Annotated in this window: 18 protein-coding genes; 9 read left to right on the top strand and 9 right to left on the bottom strand. The window is 41.4% G+C overall.

What is annotated here, in order from left to right; genetic code table 11:
- Positions 1–49 precede the first annotated feature (49 nt).
- Positions 50–1,786 (top strand): hypothetical protein, encoded by a 1,737-nt coding sequence (locus tag F887_RS15715; RefSeq protein ID WP_005291521.1) that lies wholly within the window; start codon positions 50–52, stop codon positions 1,784–1,786.
- A 53-nt stretch (positions 1,787–1,839) separates the two neighbouring features.
- Here F887_RS15715 and F887_RS15720 read toward each other — a convergent pair whose 3' ends face one another.
- From F887_RS15720 to F887_RS15740, 5 genes are all read right to left on the bottom strand, one after another.
- On the bottom strand, positions 1,840–2,484 hold the full coding sequence (locus F887_RS15720) for an MBL fold metallo-hydrolase (RefSeq protein WP_005291520.1): 645 nt from the start codon (positions 2,482–2,484) through the stop codon (positions 1,840–1,842).
- A gap of 29 nt (positions 2,485–2,513) precedes the next feature.
- Entirely contained in the window at positions 2,514–3,530 is a 1,017-nt protein-coding gene (gene hemH, locus F887_RS15725) for a ferrochelatase (RefSeq protein WP_005291518.1), read from the bottom strand.
- Between the two features lie 70 nt (positions 3,531–3,600).
- On the bottom strand, positions 3,601–4,629 hold the full coding sequence (locus tag F887_RS15730; protein WP_005291517.1) for a DUF4062 domain-containing protein: 1,029 nt from the start codon (positions 4,627–4,629) through the stop codon (positions 3,601–3,603).
- 96 nt (positions 4,630–4,725) lie between these two features.
- The gene (murI, locus tag F887_RS15735) at positions 4,726–5,613 is read right to left on the bottom strand and encodes a glutamate racemase (protein WP_005291514.1); all 888 of its coding nucleotides are present in this window, start codon (positions 5,611–5,613) and stop codon (positions 4,726–4,728) included.
- A gap of 43 nt (positions 5,614–5,656) precedes the next feature.
- Positions 5,657–6,280 (bottom strand): DUF1285 domain-containing protein, encoded by a 624-nt coding sequence (locus F887_RS15740; protein ID WP_005291512.1) that lies wholly within the window; start codon positions 6,278–6,280, stop codon positions 5,657–5,659.
- Between the two features lie 186 nt (positions 6,281–6,466).
- Between F887_RS15740 and F887_RS15745 the strand changes: the two genes are divergently transcribed.
- Complete coding sequence (locus F887_RS15745; protein ID WP_005291510.1) at positions 6,467–8,179, top strand: electron transfer flavoprotein-ubiquinone oxidoreductase; 1,713 nt, start codon at positions 6,467–6,469, stop codon at positions 8,177–8,179.
- Between the two features lie 156 nt (positions 8,180–8,335).
- Here the strand turns inward: F887_RS15745 and tusA are convergent, their stop codons facing one another.
- Positions 8,336–8,593 (bottom strand): sulfurtransferase TusA, encoded by a 258-nt coding sequence (gene tusA, locus F887_RS15750; RefSeq protein WP_005291507.1) that lies wholly within the window; start codon positions 8,591–8,593, stop codon positions 8,336–8,338.
- Positions 8,594–8,768: 175 nt separating this feature from the next.
- Here tusA and F887_RS15755 point away from each other — a divergent pair, with 175 nt between their 5' ends.
- The 3 genes from F887_RS15755 to F887_RS15765 all read left to right on the top strand — a co-directional run bounded on the left by F887_RS15755 (position 8,769) and on the right by F887_RS15765 (position 11,762).
- Positions 8,769–9,608 carry an HlyC/CorC family transporter gene (locus tag F887_RS15755; protein ID WP_004802396.1) on the top strand — a complete coding sequence of 280 codons (840 nt, stop codon included), beginning with the start codon at positions 8,769–8,771 and terminating at the stop codon, positions 9,606–9,608.
- Positions 9,605–11,164 (top strand): apolipoprotein N-acyltransferase, encoded by a 1,560-nt coding sequence (gene lnt, locus F887_RS15760; RefSeq protein ID WP_005291505.1) that lies wholly within the window; start codon positions 9,605–9,607, stop codon positions 11,162–11,164. Before F887_RS15755 ends, lnt begins: the two co-directional genes overlap by 4 nt.
- A gap of 334 nt (positions 11,165–11,498) precedes the next feature.
- A complete protein-coding gene (locus F887_RS15765; RefSeq protein WP_005291502.1) occupies positions 11,499–11,762 on the top strand; it encodes a DUF2798 domain-containing protein in 264 nt (87 codons plus the stop codon).
- 62 nt (positions 11,763–11,824) lie between these two features.
- Here F887_RS15765 and F887_RS15770 read toward each other — a convergent pair whose 3' ends face one another.
- The 3 genes from F887_RS15770 to gspF all read right to left on the bottom strand — a co-directional run bounded on the left by F887_RS15770 (position 11,825) and on the right by gspF (position 14,098).
- Positions 11,825–12,169, bottom strand: coding sequence for a hypothetical protein (locus F887_RS15770; protein ID WP_005291500.1), 345 nt, complete (start codon positions 12,167–12,169; stop codon positions 11,825–11,827).
- Between the two features lie 262 nt (positions 12,170–12,431).
- The gene (gspG, locus tag F887_RS15775; RefSeq protein WP_005154957.1) at positions 12,432–12,869 is read right to left on the bottom strand and encodes a type II secretion system major pseudopilin GspG; all 438 of its coding nucleotides are present in this window, start codon (positions 12,867–12,869) and stop codon (positions 12,432–12,434) included.
- A 23-nt stretch (positions 12,870–12,892) separates the two neighbouring features.
- Positions 12,893–14,098, bottom strand: coding sequence for a type II secretion system inner membrane protein GspF (gene gspF / locus F887_RS15780; protein ID WP_005291498.1), 1,206 nt, complete (start codon positions 14,096–14,098; stop codon positions 12,893–12,895).
- 213 nt (positions 14,099–14,311) lie between these two features.
- On the opposite strand from gspF, the gene F887_RS15785 reads away from it, so the two are divergent.
- The 4 genes from F887_RS15785 to F887_RS15800 all read left to right on the top strand — a co-directional run bounded on the left by F887_RS15785 (position 14,312) and on the right by F887_RS15800 (position 20,202).
- Positions 14,312–16,537, top strand: coding sequence for a primosomal protein N' (locus F887_RS15785; RefSeq protein WP_416201958.1), 2,226 nt, complete (start codon positions 14,312–14,314; stop codon positions 16,535–16,537).
- Positions 16,538–16,658: 121 nt separating this feature from the next.
- Positions 16,659–18,476: a cation:proton antiporter domain-containing protein gene (locus F887_RS15790; RefSeq protein WP_005291494.1), complete on the top strand. Its 1,818-nt coding sequence runs from the start codon at positions 16,659–16,661 to the stop codon at positions 18,474–18,476.
- 119 nt (positions 18,477–18,595) lie between these two features.
- Positions 18,596–19,471, top strand: a complete 876-nt coding sequence (gene hslO / locus F887_RS15795) for an Hsp33 family molecular chaperone HslO (RefSeq protein ID WP_005291492.1) — start codon at positions 18,596–18,598, stop codon at positions 19,469–19,471.
- Between the two features lie 119 nt (positions 19,472–19,590).
- The gene (locus F887_RS15800; protein ID WP_005291490.1) at positions 19,591–20,202 is read left to right on the top strand and encodes a LysE family translocator; all 612 of its coding nucleotides are present in this window, start codon (positions 19,591–19,593) and stop codon (positions 20,200–20,202) included.
- Positions 20,203–20,266: the final 64 nt, after the last annotated feature.

Genomic DNA, 20,266 nt, shown 5'->3' with positions numbered 1-20,266 from the left:
AGGTATCAGTTTGTTTAATAAAAACATTTAGACTTACTAGGATGTAATAATGAATCAGTATATTCCCTATCAACTGAAAGTTTTAGTCAACCAAATTGATCCTAACTTAGATGCCAATTGGCAGACCAATTTGCAAACACTTTTCGCGACCTGCTCCAATGAAGACTGCGAAAATATCTGCCAACAGATTTTGCAACTCAAAAAGATTCACTGGAACCCAAAAGATCAAAGTTTTTCTTATCTGGCCAAACATGATATCCATTTGCTGGCGGACAAAATTCATGATGCACCTATCAAGGCACTGGTCAAAACCATTGGCGACTCGCTGGAAAAATTAAAACAATACAATGATATCTATGCAATTTCAGATTATTTAGAGAATATGCTCAGTCAAATCCATCGTATCAACACCGAAGATGACTTTGATCTACAAGCGCAAAAAAAACAGGTGTTAAAAGAATTTATTTATGCTGCCGCACAAATTATCTTGGCAAAAGAACGGATTCAACTCCCCAACAATCAACGCAATATCAATACGGATATCATTAAGACCTTTATTAGTGAAGTATTTTTAAAACAACAACTACTCAAATATTCTTTTAACATCATTCGTTCGCATCAACTGCGAGAACAAAAACCTCATATTCTTAAATATTTTTTATATAAGCAGCAGAAATCTCGACAGCTGGATATCGTGAGAACCTCTCGATATATTTTTGCGCTCGCACCAAGTAAGGAAGGATTAACCAATACATTTTCAATTCGGCGATTTTTACAAGAAGAACAATTTGAAGCCTGCGAGAACGTTTATTTTAATGCTGCCATTTTAGATTTAGACCAGATCGAAAACGAGTCACAGCATCAACAATTCCAATGGCAAGTGAGCCACATCATTACGATTGATAAACAGGTCAACCAATATGTCTCTGATGTTGTTCGCCAAATTGAACTCTACGCCAATAAAACCCTGATTCCATTTTTGATGGAGCCGCTCAATCCTCAAGGGGTTTTTATTGAAAAATTGGTTGAACAGCGACTGATTGATTTTGAGCAAAAGTTATGTCGCAATATTCTTGAACCAATCGCAGATGCTTTAAAACACGCTGTTCATCATAGCGATGAATGCAGCTATCTATATCTGAGTGTCAAACAAACGCTGGATGATCTGATCAGCCATTTTGTTGAATTTCACTCTCAACCTTCGATCATCTTCAATAAACAGGTCAATCTGTTCATTGCACGACTTAAATCTTATGCCACCTTGTTGCAAAAACGGCATGCGGATGTGTTTACTGTTTTTTCTTATGAGGAATGGAAAAAACATCATGCAGAAGCATTGGAACCAACCAATATTCTTAAAGATATCAGTATCAGTTGCTTACAAGAATATAAAGATGCATTTTCAGAATTAAAGGAAAATCAACGCCAGCTAAAACAAAGTGCGTCATTTCTGAGTAAGTTGCTGAACAAGCCTCAGAAAATCAAAGATAATATTATTAAATTAAAAGAAAAAACCACACAAATTAAAAAACATGCGCATCAGGAAATTATCCGCATCCAGCGACGCTTTCCTTCACTGATTGTTTATTTAGAATTTGAATCACTGATCTCAATCAATCATAAAGAACGCCATTATGCATTCCCTACAGGCGACAATGGCATTACGCGCCTGCCAATTCTGATTCAAATTCCAGAGGACAAAGCTTCTTTCGATTTACAAACCATTTGTAATAGTTTGAATTTTGATGTGAATCTTGCCAATCAAAAATGGCTAGAAGCAATTTGAACTGCAAGCTTCTGTATAACCGCGAATAGTTATACAGAAGCTTAAATCAAGGATTAACCCGCTTTGCTTGCAACAAATGGATTAAATTGCTTTTCATAACCAATGGTACTCATTGGTCCATGCCCTGAAATAAATTGAGTTGCATCAGGCAAACTAAAGCATTCGCGTTGAATCGAGTCTAATAACTGTTGGTGATTACCTTTTGGAAAGTCTGTCCGCCCAATCGAACCTTTAAACAGTACATCGCCAGTCCACAGCAAACCATGTTTAGCGTTATAGAACATCACATGACCTGGGGTATGCCCTGGTGCAAAACGAACTTCAAACTCATCATCACCGAGCTTTAATACTTCTCCACCCTCAAGCCATTGATCAACTTTTACAGGTTGTGGGATCGGAAAACCATAACGTGCCGAAACTTCCTGAATCATATCCAACCAAAATTGATCTTCTTTATGCGGACCAATCACAGGGATCTGCCACGTTTCAGCCAACTCCCCTACTGCGCCCGCATGGTCAAGGTGTCCATGGGTCAACCACAGTGCCTTGACCTTTAAACCCAAGCTTTCCACTTCTTTTTTTAGTACAGCCGCATCACCGCCTGCATCAATCAAAATCGCTTCTTTGCTTTCACTGTCCCACAAAATTGAGCAGTTTTGGGCAAATGCAGTAACAGGGACAATTTTGACTTGTAGCATAGAAACCTCTGGCGAAATAAAGCGTCGATTTAACGATGGGCTAAGGTATGAGTGAGTGCATCAAGATTAGCCTGAACCAGACTGGCAAGCAAATCTATATGTGCTTGATCTGCATTCAAAGCGGGAATATAGGCATATTCTCCACCGCCTGCATGCTGGAAAATCTCTTTATTCTGCATCGCCAACTCTTCCAATGTTTCCAAACAATCGGCTGAAAATGCAGGACTAATCACCTGTACAGATTGAACCTTTTGCTCCCCCCACTGCTGTAACACCTGATCCGTATAAGGCTTGACCCATTCTTGCTTACCAAAACGTGACTGGAAACTGATCGCCCATTCATGTTCTTGCAGATGTAAAGCCACTGCAACTAAGCGAGCGGTCATGCGACAACGATCCGCATAAGGGTCGCCCTTATCTGCATAAGGCTGAGGAATACCGTGAAACGACATGAGTAACTTTTCTGCTTTACCATGCTGCAATTGATAGTTTAATACGCTATCTACCAATGCCTGAATAAACAGAGGATGCTGATAATAATCTTTAATTAAGGTCATGCCGGGCAAATGACGTTGCTGTGGAATCCATTTGGCAAAGGCATCATATAAAGGTGCAGTTGACGTCGCAGAATATTGTGGAAACAGTGGTAATAAAATCACATGCTCTTGCGGTGTTTTCGCCAGTTGATCAAGCACATCATGAATACTGGGTTGACCATAGGTCATTGCAGGGACAACGGTAAGATCAAACTGATGATTTTCTTCTTGTAGACGCTGCTTAATCAGCAGTGTTTGTTCCAATACAATTTCACGCATGGGTGAGTCATTTGACCAAACCGAAGCATACGCTTCAGCCACACGTTTTGGACGAAAGGTCAGCACAAATAAATGCAAGATGATCCACCAAAGTAACTTGGGAATCTCAATCACCCGCGTATCTGACAAAAATTGCTTTAGAAAGCGTCGTACTGCTGGGACAGTGGCTGCATCTGGTGTACCAAGATTGGCCAGAATCACAGTTACTTTTGGTTTTTGTGTCACTAACATAGACCGTATCCGCTTTTCATTGAGTTCATTCAATTACTTTAGCAGTTTTAGGCCTTTTTGCTAAATTGGATTAGTGCATGGTCTTAATTTGAAAAACCCGATTGCTATCCAAGACATTACTTTCCAGCAATTTCTGCCCTTTAGACGTCAGTTGCCACAACATCCGCTGGCGGTCATCCCGTCCAGTGGGCACAATCCATTCATTTTGACGCATTTGCAATTTGATCTCATGCAAAGCACGAATATTCACCTGTGCTCGCGACACTGCATGCGCTCGAGGCATTTCTTTACGCGCATCGTCCAAACCCGTTTCATTCAAATATTCATTCATTCTTTTGGAAAAATATTCTTCAGGTGTGGGAATCACAAATGCTGCACCTAAAACATTTAACAATTGTGCCCAAGTCATTTTACGATGAGGTTTAACTTCCTTGAAGTTACCATCTTGGTAAGCATGCATACGATATTCAAATGAATAGAGCTCATGCATGGAGACTTTGGGTACATTGGTCAGCGGATCTGCTTCACGGTTACCCAGCTCAGTTTCTAGTTGCTTCACTTTGGCACGCAATGCATCAATTTCATCACGCAATACCTGTGTATTTTGTGGGCGGACCCAACCCACGACAGGATAACGCTCTAACATCTGCGGCATACTGGAACGCACCGCCAACTCTAAATCTCTGAGTGTGCGATAACAAAATACTTGGTCAACTTCGTGTTGAAGCTGCCTTCTAAACTCTTTAAATTTTTCTTTTAATTCAGATTTGTGATCATGTAGTTTTGCGTCACGCGATTCTGGATCTTCATGCATAAACACAATGACAGGCTTTTGTTTGGTCATTGCATAAATATATTCCAGATGCATATAACCCACACCTGAAACGGATTGTTCACCATATTGGCTACCCAAGAGAATCACCACATAATCACAATCATCAATTTGACGGCGTGCGATTGAAGTACTTAAAGGTGTGCGTTGTTCTAAACCCCAAGACAGGAATCCCATTCCCACAAGAGTTTGTGCCAAAACCGCTCGCTCTGGTTGCATTTCATTGCCAGAGGTAGAAATAAAGACTTGATAACGAGTATCTTGCATAGGCTAAGCCCCAATTCATTTATCAATAATATCAAGTATGCATCTTGATTTTTATTAACAGCTATTCCCCAATAAAATATATAAAACTGGCTCAATTTAGGTATGAGAAACGCCTAAGTCGTCCAAATTTCTAACTTTCCATGTTAATTGTTCTGGTATAAGGTGCTGAAGGACTGGTTGCAGCGCGACAGCATTGTTACCACTGACATAACATTCAATACGGGTAATGTTATGACGCAATTTGTCACATAATAACCCATTTTTAATTAAAATATACGTAGTTTGTCGTGCAACTGCTTGTCCAGAATCAATTAATTTTAATTTTTCTGCAAAAATCTGATGAATCGCCTGTTTTAGAAATGGATAGTGCGTGCATCCCAACACTAAATAATCAGCGCCTTGCTCAACCACAGGTTGAAGCAGCTGTTGCAAAACAGTTAAACACGCCTGACTCATCTCCTGACCCGCTTCTACAAACGGCACCAGTTCTAAATTGGTCACTGTTAAAACTTGGACACCCGCAGGTTCCGCAAATTTAGAAATGACATCTTTAATCAGCTGACCACGAAAGGTTGCAGGTGTCGCCAATACGGCTACAACTTTTGACTGGGTTTGAATCACCGCAGGTTTCAATGCAGGGACCAAGCCAACAATTGGAAACCGCTCACCATAGTGTTCTCGTAAATAATCCAAGCTAAATGCAGAAGCGGTATTGCATGCCACAACCGCAATTTTGCAGCCTTGACGATACAGCCATTCAATCGCTTGAGCCGTGAGTTGGCGGATTTCCTGATCACTACGTGCCCCATACGGAACATGTGCCGTATCGGCATAATAGATAATCTGCTCATTCGGTAAATGTCGAGCAATCTCTTGCGCAACCGATAGTCCACCCACCCCTGAATCAAAAACACCAATCGGTGCATCTGATGATGCATGTGGCATAGGATTGAGTAAAAGAGGCATCGATTGAACAGCTGTCATACACACTTAGGCATTGGTTTATTCACTCTTTTAAGCTTAAACCTCAGGTGCTCAAATGCAAGACCAAATCACCACTTTTTAGTGTTAAAACCGTCTCGCCTTGTGCATTTTCAGACAAGCTGCCGTAGTTCACGAGATGATAAAAACTCTGACGCTGGATCAAGGCATTCATCCCAAAGCGAACATGCACATAGGGTCTTAACTCACCATCATATTCACGCATAAAAATGGGATGCTGCTCATCGACAATCACCACATCCTGATTGATTGTAGTCAGTTGTAAATAGGTTTTACCCTCTATTTCCACCTGATCTGCCTGATTAATCAGCAAAGGCTCATCTTCGACTTCAATTTCAATCTGTTCAACGGGGGTTTTGAGATAGAATTTGCCATCTTCTTTCCATAGCACTTTGCTAAACAGGTCAAGTAACGCTTGTCGCTTGACCAATTGACCTTCGTGCCACCATTCGCCATTGGCTTTTATGCGTAAATCCATTTTGCCGCAATGCTTCGGATGCCACTGGTCTAATGGGGGAATTGACCTTTTGTGACTTTGCTGTACATCTTTTATGTATTGTGCAATGTCGATTAAGTTTTTATCATCAGAAAACATGATTTTTCCCTGATTTTCTAAAGGGTTTTGTGGAGAATCATTTTCATTTATCATAGTTTATGCCTTGATGACGAGAAAATATGACCGCTCAGCCAATTGGCGAGACCAAGGTTTAAAACTATACTAGCCCAAACGTTTGCGAGCACATACTATCATTTGTGTTCGGCAATTCAGAACACTCATGGCAGCACCGAATCGCAATATTACGGTTGCCACCCTTAAAAATATGAGGAGTCCTACATGGAACACATCGAACGTGAAGCGATGGAGTTTGACGTAGTGATCGTTGGCGCAGGACCTTCGGGTTTATCTGCTGCGATTAAAATTCGTCAATTAGCGATTGAAAACAACCTACCTGATCTTTCTGTATGTGTTGTTGAAAAAGGCTCTGAAGTAGGTGCGCATATCCTTTCTGGTGCTGTACTTGAACCACGTGCCATGAACGAATTATTTCCAAACTGGAAAGAAGAAGGTGCACCACTGAATGTCCCTGTAACGGGCGACGAAACATATTTCTTATTGTCTGATACCAAAGCACAAAAAATGCCGCATTGGATGGTACCTAAATCAATGCACAACGATGGAAACTATGTTGTTTCCCTTGGTAACGTTGTTCGTTGGTTAGGTCAAAAAGCGGAAGAACTTGAAGTTTCAATCTTCCCGGGTTTTGCTGCTGCTGAAGTGCTTTATCATGAAGATGGTACGGTAAAAGGCATCCAAACAGGTGATATGGGGATTGGCAAAAATGGTGAGCCAACACATAACTTCACGCCTGGTTATGAGCTACATGCCAAATATACATTATTCGCTGAAGGCTGCCGTGGTCACCTCGGTAAACGCCTGATTGCCAAATATAATCTAGATAAAGATGCTGATCCGCAACATTACGGTATCGGGATTAAAGAACTTTGGGAAATCGACCCTGCAAAACACAAACCAGGTTTAGTGATGCATGGTGCAGGTTGGCCTTTGTCTGAAACAGGTTCGACTGGTGGCTGGTGGTTATATCACGCAGAAAACAACCAAGTGACCATGGGTATGATCGTGGATTTATCGTATGAAAATCCGCACATGTATCCATTCATGGAAATGCAACGTTGGAAAACACACCCAACCATCAAGCAATTCCTTGAAGGTGGCAAACGTATTTCTTACGGCGCACGTGCTGTTGTGAAAGGTGGCTTCAATGCTTTACCTAAACTCACTTTCCCAGGCGGTTGTTTGATTGGTGATGATGCTGGTTTCTTGAACTTCTCAAAAATCAAAGGCTCACACACTGCAATGAAATCAGGCATGTTGTGTGGTGAAGCAGTCTTTGAAGCGATTGCTGCAGGCGTTGCAAAAGGCGGCGATCTTGCCATTGCACGTGTGCTTGAAGGCGAAGACCACTTTGATAAAGAGCTCACTGCTTATACCGATAAATATAACAATTCTTGGTTAAAAGAAGAGTTATATAGCTCGCGTAACTTTGGTCCAGCGATGCACAAATTTGGTCAATGGATTGGTGGTGCATTTAACTTTATCGATCAAAACATCTTTAAAGTGCCATTCACTTTGCATGATCTTAAGCAGGACTTTGCGGTACTTAAAACTGTAGATGCGTCAACGTTTAAGCCGAACTATCCAAAACCAGATGGCAAGCTGACCTTTGACCGTTTATCTTCTGTATTCGTATCAAATACCGTACATGAAGAAAATCAGCCAGCACACTTAAAGTTGACTGATCCATCTATTCCAGTTGATGTAAACCTACCAAAATGGGATGAGCCTGCTCAGCGTTACTGCCCTGCTGGTGTTTATGAAATCATGGAAAATGATGATGGTTCGAAACGCTTCCAGATTAACGCAGCAAACTGCGTACACTGTAAGACTTGTGATATTAAAGATCCTTCACAAAACATCACTTGGGTAACACCAGAAGGTGGTGGTGGTCCGAACTACCCGAACATGTAATAGAACAGCACCTTCTCTGCAAAAGCATAGCTTTTGCACTTGCGGCAGGACAAAGTATTGCTTTGTGCTTCCTGCTTCAGGTGATGATGATTTGAATATGCAATGCAAAAAATCCGAGTTTAGACTCGGATTTTTTATGTGCTATTTAAACAAGTACTAACCTTTCTGCACTAAGTAACGATATTCAGTATTGCTGTTTTCGTCCTGAGTTTCTTCTTTCAGTACCAGTTCATGGCCAAGATGCATACAAAATTTTGGAATATCCCATGATGTAGACGGGTCTGTGGCAAGCACCTCAACCACATCACCCGACTTGGCTTTGCGAATGGCTTGATGCAACATCATCACAGGCTCAGGGCAACGTAAACCTCGCGTATTGATTTGAACAGCAGGAAGTTTTGGTTGTTCAGACATCATAAAACTCAAATATTCGAATTTTTACATTTTAGCATAAACTGCTGATATGAAAATCATCATCAGCTTTTTGAAAAACTGTACGTTTTTTACATAGTATTATTGATGCATATCCGCTTTATCTTCGGTATGATGAAAATCATCTAATTGATATAGAGAGTCTTTAGGAAAGATCATGGTCGAGGAATCCAGTCCGTCGTGGGGTATGCGTGGCTTAAGAAAATGGTTAGGTACCGCACCTGAAACCCGCGATGAATTACTCAAGTTAGTTCAAGACTCACGTCGCTTTTTAGAGCCAGATACTGTTGCTATGCTTGAGGGTGTTCTCGATCTGCCAGCAACCAAGATTCGAGAAGTCATGACACCGCGTACAGCGATTATTAGCTTACAGGAAGATGATCAATTACTTGATATTCTGCATGTGCTGATTGATTCGGCACATTCGCGCTTCCCAGTATTCTCTGCGGATCAAACCGATAATGTGGTTGGTATCTTATTAGCGAAAGATCTCTTACCTTTTTTAACTGAACGCAATGTCAAAGTTGATATTCGCTCATTGATGCGTCAGCCTGTATTTGTACCTGAAAGTGCACGTTCAGACCAAGTATTACGCATGTTGAAAAATACCCAGACCCATATTGCGATTGTGATCGATGAATATGGTTCAACCTCGGGTTTAGTCACGCTTGAAGACATTCTGGAAGAGATTGTCGGTGAAATCGAAGATGAACACGATATCGCAGATGAAGAAGCATTATATATCGTGCCAGATAATGATCCGACCACAGCCAATACCTGGATTGTGCAGGCACTTACACCAATCGAACACTTCAACACAATTTTAGATGCAGATTTTTCTGACGATGAAGTTGAAACTATGGGCGGTTTACTGCTGCAAGAGATTGGTTTAGTGAGCGATTTACAAGGTCAAACCATTGAGCTTGGCGATTGGCAATTCACCATTATTGAAGCAGATGCACGCACTATTCATCTGATTCGAGCTGTCCGTCAATGAGAACCTATTTTGAAAAGCTGTTAAATTCGTCTCAACCACAGAAACAGCTTCCTTTTATTTTTCCACTGTTGATTGCACTCATTGCGGGTGCAATCTTTAGTTTGGCTTTAGCCCCATATTATTTCTGGTGGCTTGCGATTTTATCGCCTGCATTGTTGTATGCAGTATTACGTCAACGTAGCCCTCGACAAGCTTTTGCACTCGGTTGGGCTTATGGTTTTGGTTTATGGTTTGTCGGCGCGTTTTGGCTGTACACCTCGATCCATACCTACGGGGATACCAATGCCTTTTTAAGCATTTTGATGATTGTCTTTATGGCAGCCGCAATGGGCTTATTTACGGCTTTTCAAACATGGTTGTATCGTCGCTTCTTTCCAGAAACACCATTAACTTTCGCTCCACTCTGGATATTATTTGAGTGGGCAAAAACTTGGGTATTTACAGGTTTTCCATGGTTGTTTGCAGGTTATGCCTTCACTGAACGCCTACTCGATGGCTATGCGCCTTTATTTGGCGTCTATGCGGTTTCTTTCGTGGTGATTGTACTGGCCTGTGCCTTGGTCGAAATTTTAAATCGTCGCTGGTTTTGGGCAATTCCTTCAGCACTCTTGGTATTAGGTGCTTGGGGAGCTGGATTTATTCAATTTGTGCAACCTAAGGCCACTAAACCACTGAGTGTTTCACTCATTCAAGGCAATATTCCACAAGACCTAAAATGGTTAACCGAATATCAAATTAAAACCTTAGAAATTTATGCCAACCTCACTCGCGCTGAATGGGGACGTGATCTGATTGTCTGGCCTGAATCCTCAATTCCGATGTTCCAAACGGATATTCCAGAATTTTTGGATGCTATGGCTGCGCAAGCTAAAAAAACAGATACCGCTTGGGTCACAGGGATTCCTTACTGGGATCTACCTAAATCACAACAAGCCGGCGAGCCACTGTATTACAACAGTATTATGGCCTCTGGTAGTGACTCACATGGCTTATATAAAAAACAACGGTTAGTACCATTTGGTGAATATATTCCATTATCAGGGATGTTGAAATGGGTACTGCCCGCGATGCAGAATGATGTCAGTATGAGTGGCTTTTCTCGTGGTGAAGCTAATCAAAAACCATTAACAGTGAAAGGCCATGCCCTTGCAGCAGCCATTTGCTATGAAGTGGCGTATCCAAACCTGACCCGTCGGAATGCATCAAACAGTGATTTTTTAATTACAGTGTCGAATGATGCTTGGTTTACAGGGACGGCTGGACCTTGGCAACATTTACAAATGGTACAAATGCGTGCCAAAGAAAATGGCCGTTGGTTTATTCGTGCCACCAATACAGGGGTAACTGCGTTTATCGATCACAATGGTCATATCGTCAAACAAGCCCCAATCGATCAAGAGGTCGTGTTGCGTGGTGAATTACCTGCCATGCAAGGGCAAACGCTCTACAATCGTTTAAGCGATTATCCAATCCTGATTTTCTCACTATTATTGTTGGTTATGGGATGGATCTATCGTCCACGTAAAGTGGATATTACCTTCAAATCCCGTCGATAAATGAGAGCAACGTTGTGCCCAGAGAAACTTCAAACTTTGGGCACAAAGGGTAATACCGCCTCTCAATCTTTCACTGAATTTACTGTATCTGTTTCTCTTCCCCGCCTTAAATAATTACAAGAAAGAACATAGGCCTATAGTGTTAAGGAAATGGCCCCTTCCAGATTTGTAATTTTAAATATTCATGCTAGATTAACTGTGCTGATCAAAAAAGCCGTAAACGTTTACGTCAATCAACGTGCCAACATATCTCCAACAAGGCTTGGAGCTATTTTAATCAAGATATTTATATCTTTGATAAGGCACTGGCTTTTGTTGGTTTACGGAGTAAAAAATGCAAAATTCTCAATCTTCTTCTTTTCGTTTTCAAAAGATTCCAAATCGTTACGCCTCGATTGTTTTACCTTTCTTCTTATCAATCATCATGACCTTTATCGTGTCATTTATTAGCACCTTACGTAGTATGGGCTTTGAACAATTTTCTGTTCATACATGGATGTCAGCTTGGGGGATTTCGTGGATCATTGCTTTTCCGGTTCTGCTTTTGGTGTTACCTGTAGTCCGAAAAATCACCATGCTGATTGTTCAACCCACTTAAATTCGACAAATAAAAAACGTAGATTTCATATCTACGTTTTAACATTGGACGGTCTAAAATATTTAGATGGCTATAGAAAACTGCATGGTTAAATAAGCAACCAAGCTAGATAAAAATAACATTGGAATATAGCGATAGGCACTAAACAGCAGCTGCTCATATTTCGAAATCAGCTCTTTATTACTCCAAACTGTGGTTTTTAAAGCACTTAAGAAACAAACCACAAACCATGCACTCAACATACTGAGAACAAAAAAGCCAATCATAATTTGACTACTGCCTTCAGTGGCCTGCCATAGGCTTAGGGCACCTTCACTAATCGGTAATAAACTTAAAATGAGCAATACAGATTTAAGCATTGCCCAATGAAACTGATTCAGTTCATCCAACATAAAGAATGCTTTCATCTGATTTCTCCACATCTTATTTTCAACGGCTTGAATTTATTATGCAAAGCTTTGATCTAAAGAAATAGTCTATTTTTCTGCATAATTTCTTTTTCTTGTAACTATCAAATATGGGAATAATTCTTATTATAACTCTCACATATTTAATATTTTATTCATTTTATATTTTTCAAACAGTTATGCTATTTTATTTAATTAAGAAACATTATCACTTCACTCTCTATTTATTTAATTCAAAAGTGAAGTGATATTTTATTCATAATTATGGCTGATAATAAATATCCGCATCATTCCCTTCGCCACCTTCTTTACCATCCGCACCAAACGAATATAAATCAAATGAACGTCCTTCACGGCCAGGAATCACATACTGTAAATCATTTTCCCAACTGTCTTTTGGATAGCCACCTTTCACATAACCGCCAGGTAACCAGTTTTTTGCAGATGCAGGCTGATTCACCAATGCATCTAAACCACCATCTTGCATCGATGGGTAACGACCATTGTCCAACTTATATTGATCCAAGGCACCCGCAACACCTTTTAAGGTAATACTGGTGGTATCCACTTTAGCCTTTTCACCACGACCCATGACGTTTGGAACGATCAGTGCCGCCAAAACACCTAGAATTACAATAACAACCATCACTTCTATTAACGTGAAGCCAGATTGCTTCACATACATTTTTTGATTCTTCATTTTCATCTCTTACATGTCACTCATTAGATCATATTGTTCATATTAATAATTGGCAACATTACCGCAATCACAATCACCAATACAATTGCTGCCATAAAAATCAACATCAAGGGTTCAAGTAAAGCCAGTAAGGTTGAAATAAAGGTGGTCACTTCACGATCTTGCATAATAGATGCACGATCCAACATGCGATCCAGTTCACCAGAGACTTCACCACTTCGAATCATTTGTACCATCATCGGGGGAAAATAACCGCAACGCTCTAATTGTGTTGCCAAATTACCACCTTCTGTTACACGCTCCATTGCCACCTCAATCGCATCACGGATCACCCAGTTATTACTGACTTCGGCACCAATACGTAAGGCCTCAACCAAAGGCACACCCGAACGCGTTAAAATGGACAAGGTACTGGCAAAACGTGCCGCATTTATACCACGTGAAAGTTTACCAAATAGTGGCAATCTGAGCGTTAATCGGTCAAATGCATAATGCCCTGCATTGGTTCTTAAAAATCGAGTGAATAGAATAATGGCAATAAAAGCAAGAATCAGCATGCCAACCCAAGTATGCCGAATAAAGGCACTGGCTTTCATCAATGCGACTGTAATCCACGGCAAAGCTTCTTTACTCTGTTCAAAGGTTTTGACGATTTCAGGCACGACATAAGTCATCAAACCCATCACAATCCCGAAAGACATCAGCATCAGCACAATCGGATAGATCATGGCACCCTGAATTTTCTTCTGCATGGCAAAACGATTTTCGGTGTAATCAGACAGTTGATCTAGAATCAAATCAAGATGTCCTGAACGCTCGCCTGCAGCAACCGTTGCAATATAGAGTTCAGGGAAACGACCTGACTGTTGCATACTTTTTGCCAGTGAATGCCCTTCAAGCACCTTAGACCGTACGGCGATCAATAAATTTTGGACATGTGATTTTTCACTTTGTTTACTGACCGCACGCAAAGCTTCTTCCAATGGAATACCTGCGGCAACTAGAACGGAAAGCTGACGGGTCATCAGTGCCAAATCATAAGCGCTAAAGCTTTTTTTAAACCATGACCGCTGTTGCTGTTTGTCTTTTTGCTCAACGGCATCAACCGCAATCGGGGTCCATGCTTTATCGCGCAACTGTTGGCGAATTTGACGTGCAGAATCCCCTTCAAGCACACCTTTATGTTGCTTTCCAGAGGCATCAAGAGCGGTAAATTGATAAGCAGGCATGGTTCTGTTCTAATTGTCCCAAAATAGTTGTTGTTGCTATTGCATCCGTGTTTGCAATGAAATACGTGAGTTTCACAAGAAATTCATCGACATAACACTCCGCACTTTAGCATAATTCCATGACATGCAGTCATGCCTTGTATAAGTTGTTTTAGTCAATAACACAACCTAAAGGCTGAAGTGTCAATCGCCCCTTATATGAATGAAGCCTATATGTCGTCCCAAAATTCTAACGCTATTTTGTACCGTATTCGAGTTGCAATACCCGTTTATGTGTACGACACGTTTGACTACACGGTCAGCGCTGAGCAGTACGCTCAAGCTCAAATCGGTGCACGTGTCGCGATTTCTTTTGGTCGGCAAAATCTTGTTGGGATCATTACAGAGAAAGTTGATCCAAACGAAGCATTTACAGGACAGTTCAAACTTAAGGCCATCACAGAATTACTCGATCAGGAATCGATTTTAGACCAACAAGTTTTAACTTTGTTGACATGGTCAGCCCAATATTATCAATTTCCGATTGGTGAGGTGATGCAAAGTGCCCTGCCGACCTTATTAAGACAAGGACGTGCCTTAGATATTCTGTTTCATTTATGGAAAATCACAGCGCATGATGATCCAGCATCTTTATTAAAACGCTCTCAAAAACAATATGATGCCTATCAAGTTTTAAAACTTCATCCGCACGGCACCACTGAGAATGTTTTAAATCTCAGCGGTGTAGAAACCTCAACCCTGAAAGCTCTGGAAAAGAAAGGCTTGGTTGAGTGCTGTCTAGAACCCCATGATTTCACCCCGACACCAGTACAATTGGCTCAAGTCCCTTTAACGCCCAATGACGATCAGAAAAATGCCATTCAACAAATTCTCAAAGCACAGCATCACTATCAAGCATTTTTATTGGATGGTTTGACTGGCAGTGGTAAAACTGAAGTCTATCTTCAAGTGATGCATGAGGTATTAAAACAGGGCAAACAGGTTCTAGTGTTGGTCCCCGAAATTGGCTTGACGCCTCAAACTGTAGCGCGTTTTAAGTCCCGCTTTCATTGTGATGTTGCCTTACTGCATTCGGGGTTAAATGACTCGAAACGCTTACAAGCTTGGCAACATGCCCAGACGGGTAAGGCTTCAATTATTATTGGTACTCGCTCTGCAATCTATACCCCGCTGCCTCATCTGGGCTTAATCATTCTGGATGAAGAACACGATCTTTCCTATAAACAACAAGAAGGCTTTCGTTACCATACCCGTGATGTCGCCTTATATCGAGGACATTTGCAAAACTGTCCTGTGATTCTTGGCTCAGCTACGCCGAGTATCGACAGTTATCATCTGGTTGAGTCAGGAAAATTACAACTTCTGGAGCTGAATCAGCGTGCAGGCGTAGCAGTTTTACCGAAAATGCATGTGGTGGATTTAAAAGTTGCAAAAAAGAAGCATGGTCTGAGCCAAACCTTAATTGAACAAATCAAACATACCCTAGAACGTAAAGAACAAGTTCTGATTTTTTTAAACCGACGCGGCTATGCGCCAATCTTGATGTGTGAAAGCTGCGGCTGGCAAGCCAATTGCCCCCATTGTGATGCGCACTTTACCCTACACTCACAGCCTTACCATTATTTGCATTGTCATCATTGCGGTACCATCAACCGCCTGCCCGATCATTGCCCTGCATGCCAAAAACAAAGCTTAAAAACCATTGGTGCAGGAACAGCCAAGCTTGAAGAACACCTACAAGAGCTCTTCCCTCACAATGAAGTCATTCGCGTCGATCGTGACAGTACCAGCCGAGTGGGTAGCTGGCAGAAAATTTATGATCGCATTCAGCAAAATAAACCCAATATTTTGCTAGGCACACAAATGCTAGCCAAGGGCCACCACTTCCCGCATGTCACTCTTGTTGCTATTTTAGATATTGATGCAGGCCTACTCAGTGTTGACCCTCGTGCGCCAGAACGTACGGCACAATTAATTGTACAAGTTGCTGGACGTGCTGGACGTGGTGAGCATAAAGGCAGTGTCTATTTGCAAAGTTTACGTCCAGATCACCCGATGCTGACCACATTGATTGAACATGATTATCGTACTGTCGCCAAACAAATGCTGGCTGATCGCAAGATCGCGCAACTTCCCCCTTATCGCTATGCAGTACTGGTTCGAGTCGAATCTAAAGATCGAGATTATAGCCAACAATTCTTAGCAGATATTGCACAACAATTAAGGACAATGGCTGGAGATTTAGTTGATATTTGGGGACCCATTCCTGCACCTATGGAACGTAAAGCTGGTCGTTATCGCGCGCATATGGTGATTTTGTCTACTGATCGCGCCAAACTGCATTTTTATTTGCGTCAATGGTGGCAACACGTCGTACACTTGCCTCGTCAACATCTATTGAGGCTATCCATTGATGTGGATCCACAGGAATTTAGTTAGAAGCTCAGTCTAAGCTTGTTCAGGTTATCGAACATTTTCCAATATCATCTTTTCAGATCATATTTTTACAGACGACTCATTTGAGTTAGTCTAGACAAAATAGAAAAATTTGAGGCATTCAATGTCTTTACTGCTACCGATTATTTTTTTACTGGCTGCGACTCTAATTTTTGTTCCACTCGCAAAACGTTATGCCGCCAATACTGTATTGGGTTATCTGATCGCAGGACTTTTACTCGGCTCCAGTGTTTCAGGTCTGATTGAAGACCCTCAACTGATCAAGCAAATACTAGATTTGGGGATGATTGCGGTCATGTTCTTTGTGGGTTTCGCTTTTCGACCACAACAACTTTGGCTCGAGCGCAGAGCTATCCTTAAAAATAGCGGCTCACAACTCACAGTCATTACCCTTGTTCTGATCGGAGCATGTTTTTTACTGTTCAATCAGCTACAGACAAGCATAATTCTCGGTTTTGCCTTAGCATTATCCGCAGTCACCTTACCGCAACAACTGCTACAAAAGAAACAACAACTCAATCAAAAATTGGGGCAAGCAACCTTAGCCACTTTACAATTTCAGACCTTCATTGCGGTCATCTTGATCGTGCTGTTTCCTTTACTTGAAGATACCGCTTCGACTCGACATGGTATTGCTTATTTTGCTGCCATTATCGCCACCATTTCAGGTTTATTTTTAGCGAGTCGTTATTTGGTCCGACCTTCTTTCCGTTTCTTGGCACGTAAAAACAGTACCCAGCTTATTCCTGTATTGAGTTTATTGATCGTTCTCTCGGTGATTCTGATCATAGATATTCTCAATATCCATATTTTGATTGCCGCATTTCTCGCCGGGCTGCTCCTTGCAGAGACAGAATTTAAAACAGAAATTGAACGTGTTGTAGAACCTTTTAAAGATACTGCGATCGGGCTTATTTTCCTTGCCATTGGTTTAGGGCTCTCACTGCACGCTTTAAGCCAATCTCCGCTCTTGATTCTAGGTTCAATCTTCGGACTGGTCTTAATCAAAGCTGGCGTGATTGCTGCAATCAGTTATTATCAGCAACGGCATGCCAAACGAAGTACATTATTTGCAATTACCTTGGCACAAAGTGGAGAACTCAGTTTTATTCTGCTCAAGCTTGCAGAAAGTGAACATTTACTGACAAAAGAGATTTTAGCACCGACCTTGCTGATTGTATGTGGATCAATGCTGCTGACTCCTGTGCTGTATTGGTTATTTGATTCAAAAATTTTGCCAAGCTTACAGAAACAAGTCTCGGTGATGCCTGACGATGTTGCTCAACACCCGATTCTTATTTTGGGTTTTGGTCGTTTTGGACAAGTGGTTGCACGCGTTCTGCACGCGCAAGGCCAACAATTCAGTGTGATTGACAGCAATCAACCCGATGCCGATTTTATTGAACAATATGGACATCGTTTCTTGGATGCTGACGTTACCCAACTCGAGAACTTACGTGCCGCAGGTATTGAATATTGTAAATTACTAATTCTTGCGATCGATGATGTTGAAGACAGTATGAATCTGGCACGCCACCTGCGTTTGAACTATCCAGATTTAACCTTATTTGTTCGCGCCCGTGATCGCCATCATGCGCATTTACTCAATGATTTAGGGGTACAACATATTTGGCGTGAAACTCATGCATCATCGTTAGATATGGCGCAACAGGCCTTGATTGAAACTGGTCTTTCAATTGAACAAGCACATCGCCAGATTGAGCAATTTAAGCAAGAAGATGAACTGCTGCTGATCCAACAGCATTGGGCCCATGAACAACAGGATGTGATTGAAAGCTATCCGAATGCGATTGCCGAACTTGAGTATTTGTTTGAAAACACAAAAACTTTAAGATCAGATCGCCTGAGCAATGATCAAAACACACAAAGTGATGCAAATTCACTCAATGAAACATCTTGAGTTTTGGCAAACTGACACCATTATTGACTGCATAACCATGCACCTTTTTATAAAGCCTGAAGTGCTTTACAAGGCAAAGCGTTGCTTTGTTTTCCCCTTCGGGGGTACTGGAGAAAAATATGTCTGATTTACGCCAACGCTTTTTTATCGAAGACTGCCCTGTTCGCGGTGAAGTAGTACATTTAGAAGAAGCGCTTCAAACTATTTTGGCGCAACGTGAATATATGCCTGCGGTACAAAGCCTGTTAGGTGAAATGCTCAGTGCAACAGCCTTACTTGCCAGTACACTCAAAATTCGTGGCCGTATTAGTTTACAGATTCAAGCAAATGGAACCTTTAAATGGGCCATGGCTGAGTGTAACCATTTAGGTGAAGTTCGCGCCTTGGCTGATTACGAAGAAGATCCACGGTTCGTTGAAGGCAGCGACAGTCGTACTGTGCTTGCAGCGTTAACCAACCCTGTGCTATTCATCAACATTGAACCTGAACACGGCGAACGCTATCAAGGCATCGTACCACTTGATCAACCGACCTTGGCAGGTTGCTTGACGCAATATTATGATTTGTCTGCGCAGATCCCAACCCATATTGTGTTGGCGACCAATAACCAACGTTCAGGCGGTCTATTGATTCAGCTCCTTCCTCGTAATGACGAAGAAGAACAAAAGTTGGTCGATGAAGATCTATGGCCACGTTTAACCATGCTCACTGAAACGCTTAAACCTGAAGAACTGACGGATCTATCAGCCAATGAAATTCTCTATCGCTTGTATAACGAAGAGGAAGTACGTTTGCCTGAAGTGGAGCAGTTAAAGTTTGGTTGCACCTGTTCGAAAGAACGTTGTGCCAATGCATTGATTCAAATCGGTGCACATGCCGTACATGAAACTTTAGAAGCACAGAATCCGATCCAGATGGATTGCCAATTCTGCAATACACGCTATGAATTTACTGCTGAAGAAGCATTGGCGTTATTTGGTGAACATTTAAGTTAATTTACCCAATGTTCAAAAATAAAAAGAGACGGGCTTCCGTCTTTTTTTATTTTGTATTAAGGTCTACTCGATAAAACAATTTTCAAATCTCCCAAGAACATAGACCTTAATTTTGCCTTATGAATTACTTCGAATATTTCCTGTTTATCATCAGTGTGGTTGTGCTGATCGCCACCCCTGGTCCTGTGATGATTTTGGTGGCCAGTGCTGGCCTTAAGGGTGGCTATAAAAAAGCCTTGCAAACCATTTTTGGCACCAACTTCGCTTCTTTAATCCTAATTTTTATTTCAGTACTGATTCTTAAAGGCTTTCTCACGATTGATCAAAACTATCTGAAAGCCATTCGTATATTAGGTTGTCTCTATATTGCCTATCTCGGTTATAGCATTATTAAAGAAGTGCTTCAGGCACCACACCCCGCAGCGATTCAAGCCGTATCTGCACAAAATGGTGGATTCAAGAAAGGCTTCCTGGTGGGGATTTCCAATCCGAAAGACATTATTTTCTTCTCAGCTTTTTTCCCGCAGTTTATTAATATCTCACCGAATATCAATTTCAGTTTAAGTCTACTGACTGTGACCTGGATTATCTTGGATTTCCTCACACTGTCTTTGGTCTATCTGTTCTTCCGCAGTCTCTCTCAAAGCAGTATCTACCCTAAGATTCTAGGTCTGTGTGGTGTCCTGCTGGTATTGATTGCACTCTATGGTCTGGTTGATACCTTTGTCTAAATGACAAATCAGACATCAATACCAGCTCATCAACATTGAGCTTTCAGCCAAACAGAACAAGTCT

The sequence above is a fragment of the Acinetobacter sp. NIPH 2100 genome (assembly GCF_000369805.1).
In the GTDB taxonomy this organism is placed as follows: domain Bacteria; phylum Pseudomonadota; class Gammaproteobacteria; order Pseudomonadales; family Moraxellaceae; genus Acinetobacter.
The sequence above is the reverse complement of the archived record's forward strand: the minus strand, read 5'-3'. Positions and strand labels throughout refer to the sequence as shown.

Bases quoted from the DNA above. Each gene is read 5' to 3' on its own strand.
- F887_RS15715 (WP_005291521.1), top strand. From the start codon at position 50: ATGAATCAGTATATTCCCTATCAACTGAAAGTTTTAGTCAACCAAATT.
- F887_RS15720 (WP_005291520.1), bottom strand. From the start codon at position 2,484: ATGCTACAAGTCAAAATTGTCCCTGTTACTGCATTTGCCCAAAACTGC.
- hemH (WP_005291518.1), bottom strand. From the start codon at position 3,530: ATGTTAGTGACACAAAAACCAAAAGTAACTGTGATTCTGGCCAATCTT.
- F887_RS15730 (WP_005291517.1), bottom strand. From the start codon at position 4,629: ATGCAAGATACTCGTTATCAAGTCTTTATTTCTACCTCTGGCAATGAA.
- murI (WP_005291514.1), bottom strand. From the start codon at position 5,613: ATGACAGCTGTTCAATCGATGCCTCTTTTACTCAATCCTATGCCACAT.
- F887_RS15740 (WP_005291512.1), bottom strand. From the start codon at position 6,280: ATGATAAATGAAAATGATTCTCCACAAAACCCTTTAGAAAATCAGGGA.
- F887_RS15745 (WP_005291510.1), top strand. From the start codon at position 6,467: ATGGAACACATCGAACGTGAAGCGATGGAGTTTGACGTAGTGATCGTT.
- tusA (WP_005291507.1), bottom strand. From the start codon at position 8,593: ATGTCTGAACAACCAAAACTTCCTGCTGTTCAAATCAATACGCGAGGT.
- F887_RS15755 (WP_004802396.1), top strand. From the start codon at position 8,769: ATGGTCGAGGAATCCAGTCCGTCGTGGGGTATGCGTGGCTTAAGAAAA.
- lnt (WP_005291505.1), top strand. From the start codon at position 9,605: ATGAGAACCTATTTTGAAAAGCTGTTAAATTCGTCTCAACCACAGAAA.
- F887_RS15765 (WP_005291502.1), top strand. From the start codon at position 11,499: ATGCAAAATTCTCAATCTTCTTCTTTTCGTTTTCAAAAGATTCCAAAT.
- F887_RS15770 (WP_005291500.1), bottom strand. From the start codon at position 12,169: ATGAAAGCATTCTTTATGTTGGATGAACTGAATCAGTTTCATTGGGCA.
- gspG (WP_005154957.1), bottom strand. From the start codon at position 12,869: ATGAAGAATCAAAAAATGTATGTGAAGCAATCTGGCTTCACGTTAATA.
- gspF (WP_005291498.1), bottom strand. From the start codon at position 14,098: ATGCCTGCTTATCAATTTACCGCTCTTGATGCCTCTGGAAAGCAACAT.
- F887_RS15785 (WP_416201958.1), top strand. From the start codon at position 14,312: ATGTCGTCCCAAAATTCTAACGCTATTTTGTACCGTATTCGAGTTGCA.
- F887_RS15790 (WP_005291494.1), top strand. From the start codon at position 16,659: ATGTCTTTACTGCTACCGATTATTTTTTTACTGGCTGCGACTCTAATT.
- hslO (WP_005291492.1), top strand. From the start codon at position 18,596: ATGTCTGATTTACGCCAACGCTTTTTTATCGAAGACTGCCCTGTTCGC.
- F887_RS15800 (WP_005291490.1), top strand. From the start codon at position 19,591: ATGAATTACTTCGAATATTTCCTGTTTATCATCAGTGTGGTTGTGCTG.